Here is a 22,702-nt window from a genome sequence, read left to right as displayed (position 1 = left end):
CTATCGTCGCCGGAGCGGGAGCGCTGGGGTGGATACATGCCATTTAGGCATGCAATGGCGCCCGCCACTGGCAGGTGCCGGAAAATTCACAGGCGGAACATGATGGCGCAGCCGCCGCCGGTCAAGGACAGGCTCACTGTCCCAGGCGCATGGCGATGCTGCGGGCATGGGCGGTAAGGCCCTCCGCCTCGGCCAGAAGCACGGCATCGGGGCCGATGGCATGCAGCCCTGCTTCCTCCGGCTCGATCCAGGTGGTGCGCTTCAGGAAGTCGAATACCGAGAGGCCGGAGGCGAATCGGGCCGTGCGGCCGGTGGGCAGCACATGGTTGGGGCCGGCGATGTAGTCGCCCAGCGCTTCCGGGCAGAAGCCGCCCAGGAAGGCGGCGCCGGCATGGCGGATGCGGGCGAACAGCGCGCGCGGCTCCGCCACCAGCAGCTCCAGGTGTTCCGGCGCCAGGCGGTCGCAGAGGGTCGCGGCCTCGTCCAGGTCGCGGGTCAGCAGGATGGCGCCGTTGCGGGCCCAGCTTTCGCCGGCGATGGCGGCGCGGGGCAGGGTCTTCAGGGCATCCTCGACCGCGCGGGCCACGGCCTCGGCCAGGGCGGCGCTGTCGGTGATCAAAATGGCCTGAGCGCTTTCGTCATGCTCGGCCTGGGCCAGCAGGTCCATGGCGACTCGCGCCGGGTCCTGCGCCGCATCGGCGATCACCACGACCTCGGAGGGGCCGGCGATGGAATCGATGCCGACGCGGCCGAAGACCTGCCGCTTGGCCTCGGCCACATAGGCATTGCCGGGACCGGCCACGCGGTCCACCGGGGCGATGGAGGCGGTGCCCCAGGCCAGGGCCGCGATGGCCTGGGCGCCGCCGATGCGCCAGATCTCGGTGACGCCGGCGCGGCGGGCGGCGGCCAGCACCAGCGGGTTCAGCACGCCATCCGGGGTGGGAACGCACATGGCGACGCGCGCCACGCCCGCCGCCCGGGCCGGAATGGCATTCATCAGCACGGAGGAGGGATAGGCCGCCTTGCCGCCCGGCACATAGATGCCGACGGCGTCGATGGCATTCCAGCGCATGCCGAGTGTCAGCCCGGCCGGGTCATCCAACTGCAGGTCCTGCGGCAGTTGCGCGCGGTGGAAGGTCTCGATGCGGCGGGCGGCATGGTCCAGCGCCGCGATCAGCGCCGGGTCGCAGGCGGCGACGGCGGCCTCGATCTCGGCTTCCGTGACGCGCAGCGCCACGGCGGAGGCGGGCGTCCAGCGGTCGAAGCGGCTGGTCAGGTCCAGCAGGGCGGCATCGCCCTCCTGGCGCACCTGGGCGATGATGCCGGCCACGGCGGCATCCACCCGGGCGGTGGTGTCGCGGGCCATGTCGAGCAGCGCGGAGAAGCCGGCCTCGAAGCCGGGCTCGCGCGTGTCCAGCCGGATCATGCGGCCTCCAGCGCCGCGCGGAAGCGGGCCAGCCAGGCGCCGATGGCCTCTGGCTGGGTCTTCAGCGCCGTGCGGTTGACGATGAGGCGGGAGGTGACAGGGGCGATGACCTCGGTCTCCACCAGCCCATTGGCCTTCAGCGTGGAGCCGGTCTGCACCAGATCGACGATCAGGTTGGACAGGCCCATGGCCGGCGCCAGTTCCATGGCGCCGTTCAGGTGCACCACCTCGGCCTGGATGCCGCGCGCGGCGAAATGGCGGCGGGCGATGTTGGGGTACTTGGTGGCGACCCCGACGCGGGAAAGGCGGGCGCGGTCGGCGGCCGGCTGCCCCTCGGGCTCGGCCACCGAGACGCGGCACTTGCCGATGCCGAGGTCGAGCGGCGCGTAGATCTCGGGATAGTCGAATTCCATCAGCACATCGGCGCCGCAGATGCCGATCTGCGCCGCGCCGAAGGCCACGAAGGTGGCGACGTCGAAGGAGCGCACCCGCACCACGTCCAGCATCGGGTCGCTGGTCTCGAAGCGCAGGCGGCGGCTCTTCTCGTCATGGAAATCGGCGGCGGGATGGATGCCGCTGCGGGCCAGCAGCGGCCCCAGTTCCTTCAGGATGCGGCCCTTGGGCAGGGCCAGGACAAGGGGAACGGCGCCATTGGCCTGTTCCGTGCCGGTGGTGGTGAAGGGCTGGTCCATGTCGGCTCTTAGCACCGCTGCTGTTGCGGAGTCATGTCACTCGCGCAGACGTTGGATGTCGGCGCCGACGCGGGCCAGCTTCTCGTCCACCCGCTCATAGCCCCGGTCCAGGTGATAGACGCGGTTGACCACCGTGTCCCCCTGCGCCGCGAGGCCCGCGATGATCAGGGAGACGGAGGCGCGCAGGTCGGTCGCCATCACCGGCGCGCCGGTGAGGCGGGAGACGCCGCGCACGATGGCCGAGGAACCATGCGCGTTGATGCGCGCGCCCATGCGGGTCAGTTCCGGCACATGCATGAAGCGGTTCTCGAAGATCGTCTCGGTGATCATCGCGGCGCCCTCGGCCACCGACATCAGCGCCATGAACTGGGCCTGCATGTCGGTCGCGAAGCCGGGGAAGGGTTCCGTGACCGCATCCACGCCGCGCAGGCCATCGACACGGGCGACGCGCAGGCCGGCATCCTCCTGCACCAGCTCCACGCCGGCATCGCGCAGGTTGGCGGCGCAGGCGCCAAAGATCTCCAGCCGCACGCCTTCCAGCAGCACCTCGCCGCCCGTGATGGCGGCGGCACAGGCGAAGGTGCCGGCCTCGATGCGGTCGGGCAGGATGGGGTGGGTGGTGCCGTGCAGGCTGTCCACGCCCTCGATGACCAGGCGGTCGGAGCCGATGCCCTCGATATTGGCGCCCATGGACACCAGGCAGGTGGCGAGGTCGCAGATCTCCGGCTCCCGCGCCGCGTTCACCAGCGTGGTGGTGCCGCGCGCCAGCGTGGCCGCCATCAGCAGGTTCTCGGTGGCGCCCACCGAGACCTGCGGGAAGAGGATCTTGGCGCCCTTCAGGCCATCCGGCGCCGAGGCGTCGATATAGCCGGCCTCCAGGTCGATCTTGGCGCCCATCGCCTCCAGCCCCTTCAGGTGGAGGTCCACCGGGCGGGTGCCGATGGCGCAGCCGCCGGGCAGCGAGACGCGCGCGGAGCGGTAGCGCGCCAGCAGCGGCCCCAGAACCAGGATGGAGGCACGCATCTTGCGCACCAGGTCGTAGGGCGCTTCCAGGTTGGTGGCGGCGCCTTCTAGGTGGATCTTCTGCCCCGCCCGGTCATGGTCCACCCGCAGCCCGTGCTGGGCCAGCAGGGCGCCCATGGTCACCACGTCGGACAGCGCGGGGGCATTGGTCAGCGTCACGCCCTGGTCGGTCAGCAGGGCGGTGGCCATCAAGGGCAGGGCGGCGTTCTTGGCGCCGCCGATGGCGATATTGCCCTTCAGGGTACGGCCACCCCGGATGCGGATGCGGTCCATCGCCTTACTTCCTTACCAGCTTACAGCCGCGGCAGCGCGACGCCGCGCTGGCCCATGTACTTGCCCTTCCGGTCCGCATAGGACACGTCCGGCGGCGCCGAGCCCTGCAGGAACAGGAACTGGCAGATGCCCTCATTGGCATAGATGCGGGCGGGCAGCGGGGTGGTGTTGCTGATCTCGATCGTCACCTGCCCCTCCCATTCCGGCTCCAGCGGCGTGACATTCACGATCAGGCCGCAGCGGGCATAGGTGGACTTGCCGAGGCAGATCACCAGCACGTCGCGCGGCACGCGGAAATACTCGACCGTATGGGCCAGCACGAAGGAATTGGGCGGGATGATGCAGGTCGGCCCCTGGCGGGTGACGAAGCTGCCCTCGGCGAATTCCTTGGGGTCCACCAGCGCGTTGTCCACGTTGGTGAAGATCTTGAACTCATCCGCCACGCGCGCGTCGTAGCCGTAGGAGGAGAGGCCGTAGGAGATCACGCCCTCCCGCCGCTGGTTCTCCACGAAGGGCTCGATCATGCCGTGCTCGGTCGCCATCCGACGGATCCAGTGGTCGGGCATGATGGACATGGGCGTGGCTTCCGTGCGGCGGGGCGGGAGCGCGCGACCCGGGCCCGGGCGCACGCGGAGAGGCGCCGGGGTCTAGCCCAGCGGCAGCCTGGCCGCAACCAAGACGGACAAGGCCGTCAGCCTTGTTCCGGCGTCGATGCTGGGGTGGGGGCGTCGGCCTGGCTGGCCTCGCGGGCGCGGGACTGCGCCTTGCGGCGGCGCAGGTTCTCGCGCAGCGCGGCGGCGAGGCGTGCCTCGGCTTCGGCGGCGCGGCGTGCCGCGGGTGTCTCTGAAGAGCCTGGGGGGGCTGAGGCGGAAAGCTTCGTCATCGGGGCAATGCAACCTGGCCGATGCGGAAAGACATCCCGATGGTGCTGCTGCAGGGAATCGAACCCTGGACCTCTCCCTTACCAAGGGAGTGCTCTACCGCTGAGCTACAGCAGCAGGACCGTCGGTATGCGGCGCTTCCTAAGGTCTGGCTCGGTGGCGCGCAACCCCCATTATGCGTGGAGGTGCATAGAATTGGGTGGAGGCGCGCCGATTCTTGTCACGTGACAGACACGCGGTTCCCAATGCGTTCACCTGGCCTGCCTGACAGAAGCCGGCGCCGGCCAGATGCCCCACATCTCGCGGATGGCGTCCTCATGGCCGACCGGCATGATGTGAGCGTGCGAGGCCGCCTCGGTGGTGCCGGAACCTGCGCCAGTCTGGCGGGCGCTGGAGGGCCATGACCTGCTGGCCTACGCCCTTGCTCGCCTGCTGCTGCTCACCGACCCCTATGCGGTCCCCGAAACGGTAAACGCTGGGTGGGATTGCTATGCGAAGGGACTGTGGCGCCCGGGCAAGCCGCACCGCGACAAGTGGGACACGGCCTGGGCATATGCCGTGGGCCAGTATCCATTGGAGATGGCGGATCTGATGCGGGAGGGGTGAGGTCGGTTCTGCACAGGTTGCAGCAATCGTAGGCGGATGCGTTAACAGGTCCTAGAAATCGCCTACTTTTGCCCGCGCTGGGCTGCGCGTCTTTGCGAGCGATTTGGCGCACTGCTCGTTCGCCGCTGTTTGGCTGCAGGAGGTACCTTATCTTTCTTGCCTGCCGTAATAATCGTTCTAATCAAAACAAAGACAGGCACCGTCATGAATACGCCGCCGCCATAATATTCTTTGTGATAGAAGAAAAAGGCGGATATCGCAAAGGCGGCGGCTGCCAATATCCATCCCAGTATTAGCGCGCCAGACTGCATGAACACATCGTTGATGAGAGCCTTCTGCTCCCAAGAATGCCGATGTTCCTGCTCTTTTTTTGCCATTTCTACGATGTCTCTCCCTAAACCAGGGAGGACGCTCTCGTAGTGGTGGAGCATTCCTGGGGGAGGTATAGGTCCGGAGAAGCTGGCCTGAACTGACATAGTTACCGACCGCGTAAGCTCGGCTTCCAGCTTCTCTTTCTGCCTAGTCGGCAAGTTAACATTGGACCGACCCAAGGCGTCAGCAACGCTTGCCTTGATCAGCTCGCTAGCTTCTGGATCGACCTCTTCGACTTCCGGGAGGTTATCCGGCTGGGCAGTGTCCCTACGAGGGTCTGGTTCGCTAGGCCCAGCCACAGCCTCCATTAGGAAGCTTTTTCCATCTTCTGTGTGGACCTAGCAATCGCTCGCGCGAAGTCAGATCCAATGGCGCGCTGATCACCGCGGAACCCTTGGCCATTGTAGGTCACGGTTCCCGACGGAGCAGCATGATTAAGTGTTAGGCCCAGGAACAGGCTAGCGCCGAAGCCGGCTTTACCCTCGCTAAGGCGCGCCATGCGAGACAGCCCCTTACGAACGGTGGTCATACATTTCCCTTTCTGCCTTCACCCTGCGGCGATAACGCTGGACGTGCGAGATCAGCTACAGGCCCCATACCGAAGGCGGTTTATGATATAGTTAAATCCCACGAGAGTGTCCACGCCCAGCTTGTAACGCTGAGATGACGGTTTTTCCGTCATGGTTATCGCAGCCAAGCAGGCTGATTGGCGGACACCTAATCTAGATGGGCCTGCATCCGCCGATATCAACCAAACGATCCCGGCTTCGCGTGGCCATCCACCCAATAGGGCGCTGTCACGACAGCGACACGCAAGCGCCCGCAATGCCGAAAATCGTCAAGATAATTCATGTGGTTAGAAGTGTCGCGGGAGCCCCTTACCAAGGGAGTGCTCTACCGCTGAGCTACAGCAGCAGGACCGTCGGTATGCGGCGCTTCCTGAGGTCTGGCTCGGTGGCGCGCAACCCCCATTATGCGCCGGGATGCACAGAATTGGCCGGGAGGCGCTGATTTCCGCCACATCGCAGGCACGCGGTCGCTGGGCGTCGATCCTGCCTGTTTCACGGGTTGGCTCTCGGGCAGCGCTACAGCTCCCACCCCGGCCGCTTCTCAGGCAGCAGGCCATTTCCGGGCCCGAGCCGCAGCACCGCGCCACAACAAAACCCTACTCGGGACGTTGAGCTGCCCCGATTCAGGGCTTCCTGAGGCTGGACGCAAGCTGCGGCCGTTGGCCGGGGCTCTTCACGGGGTACAGGGGATAGGCTGATGAAGCGGAAGGGAGGTCTGATATCCGAAGCGGAACTGGGCTTCGCACTGGCGGTGACGGAACAAGGCCTGGGCTCGGTGCCGCCCGGCACCCGTTTCACCTCCTTGTGCCTGATGGCTGTGGTCGTGGCGCGGTACCCGCCTGGAGACGCCCAGGACGCGGCCGAGGACCGGCTTGCCGCCGCGATCGCGCGTTGCGAGCTTGGGCATGACGATATCGACATCATCCGCAGGTTCCGGCGGGACGGCTTGAAGGCCGACATGGAACAACCGGGCTTGAGCCGGAAGATCGCGCCGAGCCTGCGCCGGCAGTTCTGACCAGCCGCGCGCGCCTCAGCCCTGCTGGCCTTGCCCTTCGTGCAATGAGGCCACCGGCCCTTCAAGCTGGTAGAGCAATCCTTCAGGCCGGAAGTCGAGGTTGGCGCTGCCCTCGAAATAGCCCGGCAGGGTGCGGCGGATCATGAAGCTGCCGAAGCCGGCGCGGGCCGGGGGCTGCACCGGAGGGCCGCCGCTTTCCTGCCAGCGCAGCTGAAAGGTGGTCTCGGCGCCATCGAAAGGCGGCAGGATACGCCAGGAGAGCGACACCCACCCGTTCTCGGCCGAAAGGGCGCCGTATTTGGCGGCATTGGTGGCCAGCTCATGCAGGGCCAGCGTCAGGGCCAGGGCGCAGCGGGAGGAGAGGCGGAGCGAAGGGCCCTCGACTCGGAAGGCGCTGGCGCGGCTCTCATGCGGCAGCAGGGCGGCGCGCACCACCTCATGGATCTCGGCACCCTGGCTTTGCATGTCCAGCAGCCCGCCATGGGCGCCGCTCAGCGCCACCAGGCGCGCCTCCAGCGCCTCCTGTGCCTCGGGCAGCGAGCGGGACTGGCGCAGCGTCTGGTTCATCACCGCCTGCACCATGGCCAGGGTATTCTTCAGCCGGTGCTTCAGTTCCTGGTTCAGCAGCTGTTGCTGTTCCTCCAGCCGCCGCTGCGCCGTGATGTCGCGCGCGACGCAGAGCAGCCGCTCCGGCTGCCCGTCACCGTCCAGCATGGGCGTCACCGCCACGTCCCACCACAGCGGCCGGCCGCGCATGGTATGCGCCAGCCCCTGGAAGCGCGCGGCGCGGCCGGCGCGGGCCTCGGCCACGGCGGCCTCCGCCTCGGCCCTTGCCTCCCCCTGCCACAGCTCGGGCCAGGGGGCATGGTGGATGGTGGCGAAATTCGCCACCTCCATGCTGCGGCGGCCGCCCTCGCTCATGAAGGTCAGGCGGGCATCGAGGTCCAGCACGGTGATGCAGTCGGCGGAACTGGCCAGCACGCCGCTGAGGAAGGCGTTGCTGGCATCGGCCGCCGCACGGCCGTCTGCCGCATCGGCAAGGGCCTGCCGCAATTGCGCGAGATCGGCGTCCCGGGCATCCAGGGTGCGGCGGAAGGCGGAGCAGACCAGCGCGAGGGCGGCGGCGACCAGGGCGAAGAGCGCCGTCGCCGTCCATTGCTCGAAGGGGATCTGCAGCGTGTAGTAGGGGGGAATGAACAGGCCCACGGCCAGCAGCGTGGCCAGGGCGGTGGCGAAGAGGCCGGGGCCGTTGCCCAGCAGAAAGGCCACCGCCATCACGGGCGGGATGAAGAACAGGTAGGGCGGGCCGATGACGGGCAGTGCCAGCCGGATGCCGCCCGCCGCCAATACCATCAGCGCCGCGAGGCCATAGCGTCGCGGCATGGAAAGATGCCGGCGCGGCAGGCGCCGCATGACCTTCTGCCGCAAAGGCGTGTGGTGGCGCAACTAAGGCATGATCCTGAACAAGCGGAGCGACGGCCACCGGCCACCTGCGCCGCGAGGCCTGGCATCCCGGCGCTGTGACAAGACATGGGCCGGCATATATAGGCCGGCCCGGCGAAAAGCACACGCCTTCGCTTTTCGCCGGGCTGGGGAGAGGCTCAGCCGGCGCGCATCATCATGGCCATGCGCTGCGCCCGCGCCGGTGTCTGCCGTGCCCAGAGCGAGGCCAGCATGCCTGCCGCCGCGGCCTCGTGGTCGCCGCGCCGCAGGGCGGCCAGGGTGCCCTTGAAGCCCAGCAGCCCGGCGAGGCCGAGCTGGAAGGCCATGGCCTCCAGCACCATGCGGCGGTTGTCGGTGAGTTCCGCCGCCCAGGGCAGCGCCGCTGCCACAGCCGTACGAACCTCGGCCAGGTCGTTCTCCAGCAGTCCCAGGGCTTCGGCTGTCGTGATGCCACGCCGGTCCAGGCAGCGGCCGATACCGATGGTGGGATGGCCGCGCAGCGTGCTGCCGGGCAGCAGGGGCTGGCCGGTGGCGTCGTCGTAGACCGTCAGCCGCAGGCCTTCCTCCCGCAGCAGCAGCGCGGCCAGTGAGCTGGGTGCCGTGCTCAAGACCGGGCCGCCTTGCTGCCCTCGGGCATCAGGGCCGAGATGGTGCCGAGCAGCAGGATGGAGACATCGACAAAGCCCTGGATCGTGCCGGCATCCGGCACGATGCCCTTGATCGCGAAGACCACGACGGCGAGCGAGCGCAGCGTGCCCGGCTCGGCCATACGGTCGAGGAGATAGCGCATCGGATGAGGTCCTTGCTGGGGGAGGAGGTTGCCGGCCGCGCGACGCGGCCGGCGGGGCGCTATTCGGCGCCGATGGTCAGCGCCTCGGCCGCCAGCGTCACCGTGCCGGCGCCGGAGACAGGGGCGGTCTGCGTCAGCGGCCCGAAGGCCAGGGCATTGCCGCCGGCGGCAGCGTCGTAGAGCCCGACATGCGTCAGCGTGCCGGCGGCGGCGGTGAAGACGAAGCGCAGCGCCTCGGCATTGCGCTGCTCCCCGGTGCCGGTGAAGACGACCTTCTGGCGGGCATAGCCATTGCCGGCGGGCTCGCCGGACAGGCCATTGGCGACCGTGCCGCCGGTGCCCAGCGCCGCATAGACGGCGGCAGGCAGGGAAGGGCCGCGGGCGCAGATGGCGCGGGCGACGAGATTGCGGGCGTAATCGGTCAGGACGGGCATGGGTCTCGCTCCTTCGGAAAAGGCCGGCTGCCGCTCAGGCGGCGCCGGAGAGGGCCTGCAGCATGGCGTTGGGCAGGCGGGTGGGGCGGTAGTCCAGCAGTTCCACCTCGCCGAAGGCGGCGCGGTTGAGCTGGGTGGAAGCATGGCCGACCAGCAGGCGGGTGAGGCCGGTGGGCAGGACGGCGGCGGCGGTCTGCACCTCGCCGCCGGAAAGGCAGAGCGCCTGGTCTCCGGGCGCCCAGGCAAAGGCGGCACGGAAAGGCACGCCGGGCGTCATGTTGCCGGGGGAGAGGGTGGCCAGGTTGGTGCCGCCCAGGTCCACCACGCCGGTGATGGCGGAGCCGGCGGAGGTGTTGCGCAGCGCGATGCGGTTCTGGTCCGTGCCGTCGTCGATCTGCCACAGCCCCTGGGAGGCGCCGAAGGGCGCCAGCTGCGGCAGCATGGCCCGTACCACCAGCGTGCCCTGCGCGCCGAAGCCGCCGGCCGGTGCCCAGGCCGGCTGGTCAGCCTCCCGGGCCGAGACCGCCGGAGCGCCAGCGGGAGGCAGGATGACCGAGGATGGAAAGGCGGCGTCGGGTTCCAGCGTCGGCGCCGCGATCCGCAGCGACACATCGTAGCTGCCGCTGAAGCGGAGGCGGGAGACGATGCTGACAGCGCTCGGGAACACATAGACATTCGTGAAGCGTTGCGACGCCAGGCGCGCGCCCGTGGGCGCGATCGCGATCTTGTTGATGGAGGTAGCGTTGTTGGCGAAGAAGTCCACTTCCAGCAGAGCGGCATCCGACAGCGCGCCGGCCAGCAGACGGACATGAACGGCGCTGGCGATGCTCTGCCCGGCGGCGGCGGCCGCCTCGGTCGGCGCACCGAAGCGCAGCGCGAAGGTGCTGCTGCCCGCCGCGCGGATATCCGTGTAGTTGAGCCCGTCCTCCTCCCCGGTGCCGAGGATCTCCAGCAGGGCCGGCGTGACGCCGTTGAGCCCCCAGAAGCCCGGCAGCGCGCCGCCGCTGGAATAGGGGCCGGGAACAGCGCCTTCGCCGCGCGCGTTGCGGATCTGGTTGCTGCGCCGCCCTTCCACCAGCAGCCGCCGGGCCGCGCCGCTGAAGCGTGGCAGGTTGGCGGTGGCCGTGGCCACCGAGGATGTTGCGGTCAGTGTCGTGGCGCTGCCCGCGCGGCCGACTGTGAGCCGGCCCGGATTGTCTGGCCCCAGCACGCGGAGGGCCGCATGGCCCTCCAGCGTACCGGCCGGAAAATACGAAAGGTTCATGTCAGGGGGCTCCCGCCCCCGTCAGGTGGCAGATCTTCGTGGTGCCGCCATCGGGCGAGTAGACGAGCAGCGAGGCGATGCCGCCGGCGCGGATCCTGGTGAAGCCGTCGGCATTGGTGGGCGCCGTGTTGACGGTGAAGCCCGAGAGCGACAGCGCCAGGTCCGTGCCCAGGCGGTTGACCACGGTGCAGGAGAAGCCATCCCCCGCATTGGCCCAGCTCAGCGACAGCGTGGTGCCGGCATTGGCGATCAGCATCCGGCCGTTGTGCAGCGCATGGGTCAGGGCGGTGGCGGCGGAAAGCAGCAGGGTGGCCAGCCGGCGCTCGGTGAACTGGCCATCGACATAGCGCTTGGTGGCGGCATGCAGGTTGGCCACCGGGTCTCCCGGCAGCACCAGCGGCCCCTTCAGCGTCGCGGTGCCGGTGGAGGAGATGCGGAAGCGTTCGGCCACCGTACCCGCCGCGCGGGTTTCGAAGACCAGCGCGCCGGCCTCGCCGCCAGTCGTCACGTTTTCCGCCACGGCGGCGAGGCGGGCGAAGGTCTGCTCGGCGGCGGCGCTGTTGTTGCCATTGGCTTCCAGCACCGCGATGCGGTCGTTGGCCGCCGGGCTGGCGGAAAGGCGCCGCAGCCGCAACGTCTGCGGCTGCGTCATGCCGGCGCCGCCCAGGCTCAGCGCCGCATTCGGGTTGTTGCCGATTTCACCTGCGAAGTTCACATCGGTGCCGGAGAGGGTGAAGCTCGCCGCCGGCTTGTCGGCCGCATCCAGCAGCCGCAACTGCGCGCCGTTGCCGCCCCGCTTGTGGATATTCACCGCGCCATCGGCATCGGCGGAAAGCCGCGTCTCGATGGCGGCGGTATCGGACACCGAGGCGATCTCCACCCGCCCCGCCGCGATGCGGTTGGTGCTTTCCGTGGTATGGCGGTTGGCGGCGAGGCTGATGCGCTTCATCGCCGCCGCGCTGTCGGCGGTGAAGGTCACGGGGCGGGTATCGCAGCCGGTGACGATGACATTGCCCGCCGCTTCCGCCAGGTGGATGGCGGCGATGGTCTGGTTGCCGGTGCCGGGGCCGCCGGTGAAGTCGCAGCCCACAAAGGAAACCTGCCCGTCCAGCACTTCCACGATGCGGCGGGCGCCGCCGGTCACATCGACGCCGATGATCTCGTGCTGCTCCGTGCCCGTGGTCGAGACCTGCACGGAAACGCCCTTGGAGGACAGGAAGCCGCCAATGAACTTGTTGCGCTGGGTGGTGCCGCTGAGGCGGATGCCGACGGTGGTGGGGTCCGCCGCATCCACCCAGCCATCCACGCCGATATTGGCGAAGGTGCAGGCATGCACGTCGCCATAGATGTCGAAGCCGATGTCGTGGCCGTATTCGAAGCAGTTCTGGAAGGACGCCATGTCGGTGCTGGTGACGGTGAAGGCGGTGCCAAGGCGGCGGTTCGGCTGGATATAGGCGGCACCGCCGGAGCTCCAGCCGGCAACATAGGTGGAATTGTCGAGGTCCACGCGAGTGGAATCCACCACCGTGACGGACCAGCGGCCATAAAGGCCGGGGCAGCCGCTGCTGCGCACCTCGGAGATGTTCATCAGCTCGCCGGTCTTCAGGCTGTGCTCGCCGGTCAGCGTGACACGGAAGCGCCCGGCGCCATTGTCAGTGACATTGCCGATGGCGATGCGCGTATTGGACCAGATGCGCCCGGTGGTGACGAGCGGGTGCCAGTTCACCTCGCTGATGCGGCAGACATCGAAGGCATTGCCGATGAAAAGCCCGTTGCGCGCATCGCCCAGCACGTCCTTCACGCGCAGGCGCGCATTGCCATGGCTGTAGATGCCCCAGTTGAAGCCCAGGATCAGCAACCCCGCCAGCGTGGTATCCGCGCCGTTGCCATTGCCGCCGCCGCCGCTGCCATCGCCCACCGTGATGGCGGTGCCGGCGAAGGCGGCCATGGCATCCAGCCCCTCGCGCAGATTGGTAGGCACCGTCATGCCCCGGCGCAGCACCGCCAGCCCTTCCAGCCCGCCATTGCGCTGCACGCGGATGGTGCGCGCGGGGTCCAGCAGGATGGCGTGGTTGACGCTGGTGAAATCGCCATTCTGGCGCCAGCCGCCGGCGCTGGTGCGGCCGCGCAGGAAGACCCCGTTCTTCACCGTGATGTCGCCCCCGGACACCAGGTAGCGGCGCGGCCCCAGCAGCACCACGCCGCCACCCTGCGCCGCCGCGGTGTCGATCGCGCGCTGGAAGGCGGCGGTGTCGTCAGTGATGCCATCGCCCACCGCGCCATAGTCGCGCACATGCAGCGGGCGGTCGGCCAGCATGGCATTGCGCATGGCGGCGATGGTGGTGCGGCGCGTCACCGCCAGGGCGGCGCTGCCCTGCACCAGGGCGGCGATATCGGCATCGGCGAGGGTCGCGGCGGTGGGAAGTTCAGAGATCTTCGAATTGGCCATCGGGGCGGGGGTCCTTCAGGGGGTGGGCGCGCGGGGAGGGGAGCTGAGGGCCGCTCAGATCAGCAATTCGCCGCCGTCCTGCATCAGCATCGTGTTGCCGGCCTCGGTGAGCAGGACATAGGGCTCGGTCACGACAAAGGAGGTGGAGGTCTGCGTCACCAGCGGCTCACCGGCATCCCGCACCACGACGCGGTAGCCGGAGCCTGGGGCGGGCGCCGTGAAGGTGACGGAGGCGGAACCCGACAGCGCGCTGACCGAGACCGGCCCCGCGACCACCGCGCCGCTGCCGTTGACGATGGAGAAGACCAGCGTGGCGACTGGCCCGGTGACGCGGGCGGAGACGGTGAAGGAGCGGCCGATGTAGAGGCCGGCCGGCACCGGATCGAGCGCCACGGTGCGCGTTTGCACCGTGGCGGCGCCCAGGCGGAACAGGATCTTCAGCGCGGCGCCGGTGGTGATGCGCACCGGCGGCGCGGTGGCATCCAGCACCAGCCCGTTGCCCACAGCGCCATTGCTGCGCACGGGAATGAGGCTGAGCGCATCCGAGGTCTGCAGCAGGATCAGGTGGCCCGGCATCAGCTTGCCGGCGGCCGAGGCGAAGTAGCCCTGGGCCAGCACGGCGGCACGGGTATCCGTGGTGGTGTAGAGCCACATCGTGAAGCCGCCGGCGGAATCCAGCGGCGTGAGGTTGCGGGCGTCGAAGGGCATGCGCGTCTCCTGGGACGGGCTGGCGGGAGGCGCGCGCGAACAGCCCGCCCACGGGAGGCGGGCAGGCCGGGCGCGGGCGGATGGGGGCTTCGTGGGACGGGGAAATGGTCAGGGCGCAGTTCGCCCGGTGACGGCCGGAATAGACAGGAATTCCAACCTTTAGTCAAGAAAAAAATCCTATATACATGCCCCGAGAAGCGCGGTGATTGAGCCGTGGCGCAATCCGCCGCTAGGCTGGCCGCTTGCTCCCCGCTGTCAGGAAGGGCCCGACATGCTCCGCCGTCTGCTTGCCGCCTCGCTCTGCGCCGCCGCCCTCCTGGCCGGAAGCCTGCCGCATCCCGCCGCCGCCCAGGCGGAGAAGACGCTGAACGTCTACAACTGGTCCGACTACATCGACCCCGACGCGGTGGCGAAGTTCGAGCAGGAGAGCGGCATCAAGATCCGCTACGATGTCTTCGACAGCCTGGAGACTCTGGAAGGCAAGCTCTCGGCCGGGCGGTCCGGCTACGACATCGTGGTGCCGACCAGCGAGCCCACCTTCGCCCGCCTGGCCAAGGCCGGCGCGCTGCTGCCGCTGGACCGCGGCAAGATTCCCAACTGGGGCAACCAGGACCCGGCGCTGTTGAAGCAGGTGGAGAGCAGCGACCCCGGCAACCGCTTCGGCGCCATCTATCTCTACGGCACCATCGGCCTGGCCATCCGCCCCGACCGCGTCCGTGCCCTGGCGCCCGATGCGCCGCTGGACAGCCTGGACCTGCTGATGAAGCCGGAGAATGCGCGCCGCCTGGCCGGCTGCGGCATCGCGGTGATGGATTCCGCCATCGACGTGTTGCCCACCGTGCTGAAATGGGCCGGCCGCAACCCCAACAGCAGCGACACCGCCGACCTGCGCGTGGCGGAGGAAGCGCTGCTGGCCATCCGCCCGCATGTGCGCGCCATCACCGCCAGCAGCAGCATCCTGGATGCGCTGGCCAATGGCGAATACTGCGTGGCGCTGACCTATTCCGGCGACGCCATCCAGGCGCAGGCCCGTGCGCGGGAGGCGAAGCGCGGTGTCGAGATCGGCTATGTGCAGCCCAGGGAAGGCGCGCAGCTCTGGTTCGACATGCTGGCCATTCCCGCCGATGCCCCGAACCCGGAGGGCGCCCACGCCTTCATCAACTTCCTGCTGCGGCCGGAGGTGATGGCCGGCATCACCAACCAGGTGCGCTACCCCAATGCCGTCACCGCCGCCACGCCGATGGTGCAGGAGGATGTGCGCAACGACCCCAATATCTACCCGACGCCGGAGATGCTGGCGCGCACCTTCACGGTGCAGGCGCTGCCGGCCAGCGCCGCGCGGGCCTATGGCCGCAGTTGGAACCGCTTCAAGGCCGGGCGCTGAATTGAGCCTGCTGGAGATCGCCGGGCTCTCGAAGCATTTCGGCGGCATCGCGGCGCTGGAGGCGCTGGACCTGCGCGTGGAGCCGGGGGAATTCCTGGCGCTGTTGGGCGGTTCCGGTTCCGGCAAGTCCACCCTGCTGCGGCTGGTGGCGGGGTTCGAGCAGCCGGATGCCGGCAGCATCCGCATGGAGGGGCGCGACCTGGTGCCGGTGCCGCCGCATGCGCGGCCGCTGAACATGATGTTTCAGTCCTATGCGCTGTTTCCGCATCTCTCGGTGCAGGGGAATGTCGCCTATGGCCTGAAGCGGGATGGCGTTCCTCGCGCCGAACGCGATGCACGGGTGGCCGAGGCGCTGGAGATGGTGGGGCTGGCCGGCTTTGCCTCCCGCATGCCGCACCGGCTTTCCGGCGGCCAGCGCCAGCGCGTGGCCCTGGCGCGGGCGCTGGTGAAACGCCCGCGCCTGCTGCTGCTGGACGAGCCGCTGGGCGCGCTGGACGCCAACCTGCGCGAACGCACCGGCTTCGAGCTGCGCGCCCTGCAACGCCGCACCGGTGCCTCCTTCATCATGGTAACGCACGACCAGAACGAGGCCCTGGCCCTGGCCGACCGCGTGGCGGTGCTGGAAGCCGGGCGGCTGGTGCAGCTTGGCCCGCCACGCGCCGTGTACGAGCGGCCGGCAACGCGCTTCGTGGCCAATTTCCTCGGCGCCGCCAATGTGCTGGAAGGCCAGCCGGACGGGGCAGGGGGGCTGGATTGTCCTACCCTGGGCGCCAGCCTGCGTCCGGCTGAGCCGATGCCCCCTGGCGCCACGGCCTGCGCCCTGCGGCCGGAGCGCATCCTGGCCCAGCCCGGCGCCAGCGGTCCCAATACGGCGCGCGGCGTGGTGGAGGATGTCGCGTTTCGCGGCGACGACAGCCTGCTGCTGGTGCGTGCCGCCGGTGGCGCCCTGCTGCGCGTCAGTCATGCCGAGGAGGACGGCCCACCGCCGCCGCCCGGCACTGCCCTGGACCTGCGGTGGGAGGCAGCGGCGCTGGTGCCGCTGGCCGGCTGATGCGGCGCATCCCGCTGCTGGTGCCAGCACTGTGGCTGCTGGGCTTCGTGGCGCTGCCGCTGCTGGTGGTGCTGGCGCTGGCCATCTCCCAGCCCGGCGATGGCGTGCCGCCCTTCGTGCTGCCTTATTCCGCCGCCACCGGCTGGCAGCCGAACTGGGAGCCGCTCGGCCTGCTGGTGCAGGACGACTATTACTTCTCCGCCTTCCTGCAATCGCTGCGGGTGGCGGGGGGAACGGCGGCGCTCTGCCTGCTGCTGGGTTTCCCCATGGCACTGGGCATCACCCGCGCCACGCCACGCCGCCGCCCGTTGTTGCTGATGGCGGTGCTGCTGCCTTTCTGGACCGGCTTCCTGCCGCGCATCGGCGCCTGGACCGGCATCCTGCGCGACGAGGGCTGGATCAACGGGTTGCTGCGTGGCCTCGGCTGGATCGATGCGCCGCTGCCGCTGCTCTATTCCGACACGGCGATGTTCCTGGGCATGGTGCATGCCTATCTGCCCTTCGCGGTGCTGCCGCTCTACGCCAGCCTTTCCCGCCTGGACCGGACGCTGGAGGATGCGGCGGCCGATCTCGGCGCCCGTCCGGCCACTGTCTTCCTGACCGTCACACTGCCACTGGCGGCGCCGGGGGCGGTGGCGGCCTTTCTGCTGGTCTTCATTCCCGCCGCCGGCGAATACGTCATCCCGGAACTGCTGGGGCCGCCCGAGGCGCTGCTGGTCGGCCGCGTGCTGTGGCAGGAATTCTTCCAGAACCGCGACTGGCCCGTGGCCGCCGCCCTGGCGGTGGCGCTGCTGCTGGTGTTGATCCTGCCCATCCGCCTGTTCCAGCGGCTGGAGGCGCGGCAATGACCCGGATCGGCCTCTGGCTCGGCCTCGGCTTCCTGTGGCTGCCGGTGCTGCTGCTGGCGGGCTATGCCTTCAGCGACAGCCGCGTGCCCTTCCAGTGGGGTGGCTTCTCCCTGCGCTGGTTCGCGGCGCTCGCCGCCAACGACCGGCTGCGGGAGGCCGCTTGGCTCTCCCTGCGAATCGCCGCGGGCTCCGCCACCCTGGCGGTGCTGCTGGGCGGCGCCACCGGCTGGGTGCTGGCGCGGCGCGGCCCTTTCGCAGGCCGGGCGATCTTCGGCGCCCTGGCCGGCGCGCCCCTGGTGCTGCCGGAAGTGGTGACCGGCCTGTCCCTGCTGCTGGGCTTTGTGCTGCTGCAGGCCGCCACCGGCTGGCCGGCCGAGCGCGGTGCCACCACCGTGCTGCTGGCCCATGCCACCACCGGCCTGGCCTATGTCGCCGTGGTGGTGCAGGCGCGGCTGGCCGGCATGGATGCCTCGCTGGAGGATGCGGCGCGCGACCTCGGCGCCACGCCCTGGGTGGCTTTCCGCACGATCACGCTGCCGTTGATACTGCCAAGCCTGTTGGCGGGCTGGCTCCTGGCCTTTACGCTCTCGCTGGATGACGTGGTGGTGGCCAGCTTCGTATCGGGCCCCGCCGGCACCACGCTGCCGATGGTGGTCTTCTCCATGCTGCGGCTGGGGCTGACGCCGGAGGTGAATGCGCTGGCCGTGGTCATCCTGGCGCTGGCCCTGCTGGTGGGCGGCGTGGCGGGCTGGGCGCTGCGGCGTGTGGGGAACTAAGGGCACGCGGAAGGCGGCCATACGAAAGGGAGAAGGCCATTGCCGGTGGTGAGAGCTGTGCCTGTGCTGCTTTCGGGACTGCTTCTGTTGGGGGGATGCCAGTCACTGCTGCGGGAAGGCACCGCCGATCTTGCCGGTATCGCCGGCGCCTCGCTGTCGGATGCGATCACGGACAATGGCGCGGTCACAGCCGGTATCGGCCTTGGCGTCCGCTCCCTGGCCCAGGCCGGGCTGCAATATGCCGAGCGCCGCACCCAGCGCGCCGAGCAGGACAGCATCGCCAATGCCGCCGGGCCGCTGGCCATCGGCAAGGTGGCGGCCTGGGGCGTCCGCCATCAGGTGCCGGTGCAGCCCAACCGCCACGGGCAGGTAACAGTCTCGCGCGACATCGGCGGCCTCGGCCTCGAATGCCGCGAGATCGTCTTCTCGGTCGAGAGCGAGGTGCAGGAAGTCGATGGCGTGGTGCGGCCGCACAAGGCCTTCTACACCGCCGCCATCTGCCGCAACGGCGAACAATGGAAATGGGCCAGCGCCGAGCCAGCCACGGAGCGGTGGGGAGCCTTGCAGTGAGCCCCGCCGCGCGGCGGGCCGCCGCCGTGCTGGTGGTCGCCCTGCCACTGGCGGGTTGCCAGGCGGCGGGCGGCATTGTGGGTGGTGTCTCCGGTGTCACGGCGGGCATCGCCACCGGCAATGCGGCGGTGGGCTATGCGGTGGGCGTCGGCATCCGCGCCGCCGTCACCGCCACGCTGCAATATGTCTCCCGCCGCATCGCGCGTGGGGAGCAGGACAGCATCTCCGCCACCGCCGGCGCCATTCCGCTGGGTACCGTGGCCGACTGGAAGGTCGAGCACGCCTTGCCCTTCGGCTATGGCGACGCGCAGGGCAGCGTGCAGGTGGTGCGGCTGATCAACACGCCCCTGGCCGAATGCCGCGAGGTCGCGATCGGCATCGGCGAGAAGGTGGAGGAGCGCATCACCATCATCGCCACCACCTGCCTGCAGGACGGCAAGTGGAAATGGGCGAGCGCCGAGCCGGCGGTGGAGCGCTGGGGCGTGCTACAGTAGCGCCAGCTCGGGCCTGCGCAGCGGCGAGAGGTCCGGGTCCGGGTCCGGCATCGCCGCCAGCAGCATCTTGGCGTAGTCGCTCCGCGGCGCGGTGAAGACCTCTTCCGTCTCGCCCTGTTCCACCAGCCTGCCATGGTGGATCAGCGCCACGCGGTCGCAAATGTAGCGGATGACGCCGAGGTCGTGGCTGATGAAGAAGTAGGTCAGCCCTAGGCGCGATTGCAGGTCGTGCAGCAGGTTCAGCACCTGCGCCTGCACTGACACGTCCAGCGCGCTCGTGGGTTCATCCAGGATCAGGAAATCCGGCTTTGGCGCCAGGGCGCGGGCGATGCCGATGCGCTGCCGCTGCCCGCCGGAGAATTCATGCGGGTAGCGGTTCAGGTGCTGCGTGGTCAGGCCAACCTGCTGCAACAGCTCCGCCGCCCGGTCCGTGCGCTGGCGCGGCGAAAGCGCGATCTTGTCGTGATGGATCTCCATCGGCTCTGCGATGATGTCGCGCACGGTCATGCGCGGGTTCAGCGAGGCGTAGGGGTCCTGGAACACGATCTGGATGCGCGCGCGCAGCGCCTGCATCTGCTGCGGCGTCTGCGCCGTCAGGTCGATGCCGTCATAGACGATGCGGCCGGAACTCACCTTCTCCAGTTGCAGGATGCAGCGGGTGAGGGTGGTCTTGCCGGAACCCGATTCCCCCACCAGCCCGAAGCTCTCGCCCTTGCGAACATCGAGGCTGACATCCTGCAGCGCCTTCACCGGCGGCGCGCGGTCGAAGAAGCCGCGCCGGGCGCCGGGGAATTCCTTCACCACATTCTCGATGGAGAGGATGGTGCCGCCCGGCGCCGGCCGGGGCGGCGGCGGCGCCAGGGGCTCGGCGGCCAGCGCGCCGCCGGCCAGGCCGCGCAGCTCGCCGCGCTTCATGCTGGGCTTGGGCACGGAGGCCAGCAGCCCGCGCGTATAGTCGTGTTGCGGGTGCTTCAGCACCTCCCGCACCGGGCCGGATTCCACGATGGCGCCGGCATACATCACCGCCACATGGGTGCAGAGCTGCGCCACCACGCCGAGATTATGCGTGATGAAGAGGACGCCGAGATTGTGCTCCTCCACCAGCCCATGGATCAGCCGCAGGATCTGAGCCTGTACGGAAACATCCAGCGCCGTGGTCGGCTCATCCGCGATCAACAGGTCGGGCCGGCCGATCAACGCCATGGCGATCAGCACGCGCTGCTTCATGCCGCCGGAGAACTGGTGCGGGTAGTCGTTCACCCGCGCGGCGGCATTGGGGATGCCGACCTTCTCCAGCATGGCGACGGCGTGCTTCTCAGCCGCCTGCCGCATGGCGCGGCGGGAGGCACCGGGCGCCAGCCCCAACAGGGCAGGGTCCTGCCGTGCCGCGTGCATCGCCACGTCCACCAGCTGCGTGCCGATGCGGAAGGTGGGGTTCAGGTTGGTGGTGGGGTCCTGGAAGATCATGCCGATGCGGCGGCCGCGCAGGGTCCGCATCGTCTCTTCCGTCTGGGCGAGCATGTCGCGCCCCTGGAAGCGCACGTTGCCCCCGAGGTAGCGGCCCGGCGGCGTCGGTACGAGGCGGGAGACGGAGAGGCCGGTGAGCGACTTGCCCGAGCCTGTCTCCCCCACGATGCCCCAGATCTCGCCGCGCTTCACGGCGAAGGAGACGCCGTTGAGAACCTGCACCTCGCCCTCGAAGGAGCGCATGGCGAGGTGGAGGTCCTTGATCTCCAGCAGGGTATCGTCAGTCATCAGCGGCGCGCCTTCGGGTCCAGCAGGTCACGCAGACCATCGCCAAGCAGGTTGAAGCCGAAGACGGCCAGGAAGATCGCGAGGCCGGGGAAGATGGCCGTCCACCAGTAATCCGGCATGTTCACCCGCGCGACGGAGAGGAGGGAGCCCCATTCCGGCGTCGGCGGCTTCACGCCGATGCCGATGAAGCCCAGCGAGGCCACGGTCAGGATCGCGAAGCCCATGTCCAGCGACATCTTCACAATGATCGGCGAGACGATATTGGGCAGGATATGCCGCCACAGCAGCCGCCCCGTGCCGGCACCCATGGCGCGGGAGGCAAGCACGAAGGTTTCCTCGCGCTTGGCCATCACCTCGCCCCGCACCAGCCGCGCGTAGCCGGGCCACCAGGAGAGGGCGATAGCGAAGATCATGTTGACGATCCCCGGCCCCAGCGCGGCGGCGACGGCCATGGCCAGGATCAGCCCGGGAATGGTCAGCTTCAGGTCGGCGATGCGCATCAGCACCTCATCGACCCAGCCGCCGAAGAAGCCGGCAAGGGCGCCGACGAAGACGCCGAAGGCGGCACCCACGATTACCACCGCCATGCCCGCCAGCAGCGAGATGCGCGTGCCGGCCACCACCAGCGAGAAGACATCCTGCCCCAGTTCGTTGGTGCCGAACCAATAGGACATGGAAGGCGGTTGCAGGCGGGAGCTGGTATCCACCACGCCCTGGATATGCTGCGGAAAGGGCGTCAGATGCGCGCCGCCGATGGCCAGCACCAGCAGCACCAGCACGATGAGGAGGCCAAGAACAGACACCCAGCTCTGGCGGAAGCGGTAGAAGCCGCGCCGCCAGCTTTCGACGCGGGGATGGGCGGTAGCGCTCACTGGTAGCGGACCTTCGGGTTCAGCAGGCCGTAGAGCATGTCCACCACCAGATTGACGGTCACGAAGATGGCGCCGATGCAGAGCGTGACGCCGATGATCGGCATGAAGTCCTGCGTCAGCACGGCCTGGGTGGCGTAGAGCCCGATGCCGGGCCAGTCGAAGACGGTCTCCACCAGCACCGTGCCGCCCAGCAGCCAGCCGAAATACAGGCCGATGACGGTGAGCGTGGCGGAGATGGCATTCTTCAGCACGTATTTGAACAGGATCAGCCGCTGGCTGAGGCCGAGGGCGCGTTCCGTCAGCACGTAATCCTGTTGCAGCACCTCAATGGTCGAGGCGCGCATCATCCGCATGATGGTGGCGAGCGGGGAAAGCGCCATGGCAATCGCAGGCAGCGCCAGATGCGAGAGCGCGATGCCCAGCGCATGGAACTGGCCGGAGAGCACGGCATCCACCGTCAGCAACCCGGTCACGGTGGGCGGCGGTTCCTCGATCAGCGGGAAGCGGCCGGACAGTGGCAGCCAGCCCAGCCACATCGCGAAGAACAACTGGAACACCAGCCCCAGGAAGAAGCGCGGCATGGAGATGGCGCCGAGCGAGACGGTGCGCGACAGGAAATCCGGCCACCTGTTGCGGAAGACCGCCGCCATCAGCCCCAGTGGAATGCCGAAGCCGATGGCGAGGAACATCGCCGCCAGCACCAGTTCCAGCGTCGCCGGCAGAAAGGCGGCCAGATCCTCCGCCACCGGGCGGCGGGTGAAGATGGAGACGCCGAAATCACCGTGCAGGATGCCGGTCAGGTAGTTCCAGTATTGCAGGGGCAGGGGCTGATCCAGCCCGAATTCGCGCGCCACCGAGGCCACATCCGCCGCCGTCGCATTCGGCCCCGCCGCCAGCGCCACCGGGTCGCCTGGCAGCAGCCGGGCGATGGCGAAGACCAGCAGCGACAGGCCCAGCAGCACCGGCACCAGCAGCAGGATACGGCGGAGGATATAGCCCAGCATGCG

General features: G+C 69.0%; 24 protein-coding genes and 1 tRNA gene. 8 read left to right on the top strand and 17 right to left on the bottom strand.

Annotated features, from left to right (window positions below; genetic code table 11):
• Positions 1-133: 133 nt before the first annotated feature.
• The 6 genes from hisD to EBE87_RS16485 all read right to left on the bottom strand — a co-directional run bounded on the left by hisD (position 134) and on the right by EBE87_RS16485 (position 4,412).
• The gene (gene hisD / locus EBE87_RS16510; RefSeq protein WP_120638932.1) at positions 134-1,426 is read right to left on the bottom strand and encodes a histidinol dehydrogenase; all 1,293 of its coding nucleotides are present in this window, start codon (positions 1,424-1,426) and stop codon (positions 134-136) included.
• Positions 1,423-2,118: an ATP phosphoribosyltransferase gene (gene hisG / locus EBE87_RS16505; protein ID WP_120638931.1), complete on the bottom strand. Its 696-nt coding sequence runs from the start codon at positions 2,116-2,118 to the stop codon at positions 1,423-1,425. Before hisG ends, hisD begins: the two co-directional genes overlap by 4 nt.
• A 36-nt stretch (positions 2,119-2,154) precedes the next feature.
• Entirely contained in the window at positions 2,155-3,414 is a 1,260-nt protein-coding gene (murA, locus tag EBE87_RS16500; RefSeq protein WP_120638930.1) for a UDP-N-acetylglucosamine 1-carboxyvinyltransferase, read from the bottom strand.
• Between the two features lie 20 nt (positions 3,415-3,434).
• Positions 3,435-3,989, bottom strand: a complete 555-nt coding sequence (gene dcd, locus EBE87_RS16495) for a dCTP deaminase (RefSeq protein ID WP_120638929.1) — start codon at positions 3,987-3,989, stop codon at positions 3,435-3,437.
• A gap of 116 nt (positions 3,990-4,105) precedes the next feature.
• Positions 4,106-4,297, bottom strand: coding sequence for a hypothetical protein (locus EBE87_RS16490; protein WP_120638928.1), 192 nt, complete (start codon positions 4,295-4,297; stop codon positions 4,106-4,108).
• A 40-nt stretch (positions 4,298-4,337) separates the two neighbouring features.
• Positions 4,338-4,412, bottom strand: a tRNA-Thr gene (locus EBE87_RS16485).
• A 240-nt stretch (positions 4,413-4,652) separates the two neighbouring features.
• Between EBE87_RS16485 and EBE87_RS16480 the strand changes: the two genes are divergently transcribed.
• The gene (locus EBE87_RS16480; RefSeq protein WP_199707465.1) at positions 4,653-4,901 is read left to right on the top strand and encodes a hypothetical protein; all 249 of its coding nucleotides are present in this window, start codon (positions 4,653-4,655) and stop codon (positions 4,899-4,901) included.
• Between the two features lie 62 nt (positions 4,902-4,963).
• Here the strand turns inward: EBE87_RS16480 and EBE87_RS29740 are convergent, their stop codons facing one another.
• On the bottom strand, positions 4,964-5,332 hold the full coding sequence (locus EBE87_RS29740; RefSeq protein WP_158600915.1) for a DUF2335 domain-containing protein: 369 nt from the start codon (positions 5,330-5,332) through the stop codon (positions 4,964-4,966).
• A gap of 1,207 nt (positions 5,333-6,539) precedes the next feature.
• On the opposite strand from EBE87_RS29740, the gene EBE87_RS16470 reads away from it, so the two are divergent.
• Positions 6,540-6,857, top strand: coding sequence for a hypothetical protein (locus EBE87_RS16470; protein WP_120638926.1), 318 nt, complete (start codon positions 6,540-6,542; stop codon positions 6,855-6,857).
• Between the two features lie 15 nt (positions 6,858-6,872).
• Here EBE87_RS16470 and EBE87_RS16465 read toward each other — a convergent pair whose 3' ends face one another.
• The 7 genes from EBE87_RS16465 to EBE87_RS16435 all read right to left on the bottom strand — a co-directional run bounded on the left by EBE87_RS16465 (position 6,873) and on the right by EBE87_RS16435 (position 13,945).
• Positions 6,873-8,240: an HWE histidine kinase domain-containing protein gene (locus EBE87_RS16465; RefSeq protein ID WP_158600914.1), complete on the bottom strand. Its 1,368-nt coding sequence runs from the start codon at positions 8,238-8,240 to the stop codon at positions 6,873-6,875.
• Positions 8,241-8,458: 218 nt separating this feature from the next.
• On the bottom strand, positions 8,459-8,908 hold the full coding sequence (locus EBE87_RS16460; RefSeq protein WP_120638924.1) for a glycoside hydrolase family protein: 450 nt from the start codon (positions 8,906-8,908) through the stop codon (positions 8,459-8,461).
• Positions 8,905-9,090, bottom strand: a complete 186-nt coding sequence (locus tag EBE87_RS16455) for a hypothetical protein (RefSeq protein WP_120638923.1) — start codon at positions 9,088-9,090, stop codon at positions 8,905-8,907. The genes EBE87_RS16460 and EBE87_RS16455 overlap by 4 nt, the downstream gene beginning before the upstream one ends.
• A gap of 59 nt (positions 9,091-9,149) precedes the next feature.
• Entirely contained in the window at positions 9,150-9,524 is a 375-nt protein-coding gene (locus EBE87_RS16450; protein WP_120638922.1) for a phage tail fiber protein, read from the bottom strand.
• Positions 9,525-9,558: 34 nt separating this feature from the next.
• Positions 9,559-10,788 carry a hypothetical protein gene (locus tag EBE87_RS16445; RefSeq protein WP_120638921.1) on the bottom strand — a complete coding sequence of 410 codons (1,230 nt, stop codon included), beginning with the start codon at positions 10,786-10,788 and terminating at the stop codon, positions 9,559-9,561.
• 1 nt (position 10,789) lies between these two features.
• Positions 10,790-13,237, bottom strand: coding sequence for a glycosyl hydrolase family 28-related protein (locus EBE87_RS16440; protein ID WP_120638920.1), 2,448 nt, complete (start codon positions 13,235-13,237; stop codon positions 10,790-10,792).
• A 54-nt stretch (positions 13,238-13,291) separates the two neighbouring features.
• Positions 13,292-13,945 (bottom strand): hypothetical protein, encoded by a 654-nt coding sequence (locus EBE87_RS16435; protein ID WP_120638919.1) that lies wholly within the window; start codon positions 13,943-13,945, stop codon positions 13,292-13,294.
• 271 nt (positions 13,946-14,216) lie between these two features.
• On the opposite strand from EBE87_RS16435, the gene EBE87_RS16430 reads away from it, so the two are divergent.
• Genes EBE87_RS16430 through EBE87_RS16405 form a run of 6 tightly spaced genes read left to right on the top strand, consistent with a single transcriptional unit; the run spans position 14,217 to position 19,068 of the window.
• Positions 14,217-15,329, top strand: coding sequence for a polyamine ABC transporter substrate-binding protein (locus tag EBE87_RS16430; protein WP_120638918.1), 1,113 nt, complete (start codon positions 14,217-14,219; stop codon positions 15,327-15,329).
• Position 15,330: 1 nt separating this feature from the next.
• On the top strand, positions 15,331-16,380 hold the full coding sequence (locus EBE87_RS16425) for an ABC transporter ATP-binding protein (protein WP_120638917.1): 1,050 nt from the start codon (positions 15,331-15,333) through the stop codon (positions 16,378-16,380).
• Positions 16,380-17,228, top strand: coding sequence for an ABC transporter permease (locus EBE87_RS16420; RefSeq protein WP_120638935.1), 849 nt, complete (start codon positions 16,380-16,382; stop codon positions 17,226-17,228). The genes EBE87_RS16425 and EBE87_RS16420 overlap by 1 nt, the downstream gene beginning before the upstream one ends.
• Positions 17,225-18,004 carry an ABC transporter permease gene (locus tag EBE87_RS16415; RefSeq protein ID WP_120638916.1) on the top strand — a complete coding sequence of 260 codons (780 nt, stop codon included), beginning with the start codon at positions 17,225-17,227 and terminating at the stop codon, positions 18,002-18,004. Before EBE87_RS16420 ends, EBE87_RS16415 begins: the two co-directional genes overlap by 4 nt.
• Positions 18,005-18,052: 48 nt before the next feature.
• On the top strand, positions 18,053-18,574 hold the full coding sequence (locus EBE87_RS16410) for a hypothetical protein (protein WP_233553264.1): 522 nt from the start codon (positions 18,053-18,055) through the stop codon (positions 18,572-18,574).
• A complete protein-coding gene (locus EBE87_RS16405; RefSeq protein ID WP_120638914.1) occupies positions 18,571-19,068 on the top strand; it encodes a hypothetical protein in 498 nt (165 codons plus the stop codon). Before EBE87_RS16410 ends, EBE87_RS16405 begins: the two co-directional genes overlap by 4 nt.
• Here the strand turns inward: EBE87_RS16405 and EBE87_RS16400 are convergent.
• Genes EBE87_RS16400 through EBE87_RS16390 form a run of 3 tightly spaced genes read right to left on the bottom strand, consistent with a single transcriptional unit; the run spans position 19,060 to position 22,699 of the window.
• Positions 19,060-20,823 (bottom strand): ABC transporter ATP-binding protein, encoded by a 1,764-nt coding sequence (locus EBE87_RS16400; protein WP_122140074.1) that lies wholly within the window; start codon positions 20,821-20,823, stop codon positions 19,060-19,062. The two genes, EBE87_RS16405 and EBE87_RS16400, sit on opposite strands and share 9 nt — an antisense overlap.
• Positions 20,823-21,695 carry an ABC transporter permease gene (locus EBE87_RS16395; protein ID WP_120638270.1) on the bottom strand — a complete coding sequence of 291 codons (873 nt, stop codon included), beginning with the start codon at positions 21,693-21,695 and terminating at the stop codon, positions 20,823-20,825. The genes EBE87_RS16400 and EBE87_RS16395 overlap by 1 nt, the downstream gene beginning before the upstream one ends.
• Positions 21,692-22,699, bottom strand: coding sequence for an ABC transporter permease (locus tag EBE87_RS16390; RefSeq protein ID WP_120638269.1), 1,008 nt, complete (start codon positions 22,697-22,699; stop codon positions 21,692-21,694). Before EBE87_RS16390 ends, EBE87_RS16395 begins: the two co-directional genes overlap by 4 nt.
• Positions 22,700-22,702: the final 3 nt, after the last annotated feature.

This window comes from Teichococcus wenyumeiae, assembly GCF_003696345.1.
Classification (GTDB): domain Bacteria; phylum Pseudomonadota; class Alphaproteobacteria; order Acetobacterales; family Acetobacteraceae; genus Pseudoroseomonas; species Pseudoroseomonas wenyumeiae.
The sequence above is the reverse complement of the archived record's forward strand: the minus strand, read 5'-3'. Positions and strand labels throughout refer to the sequence as shown.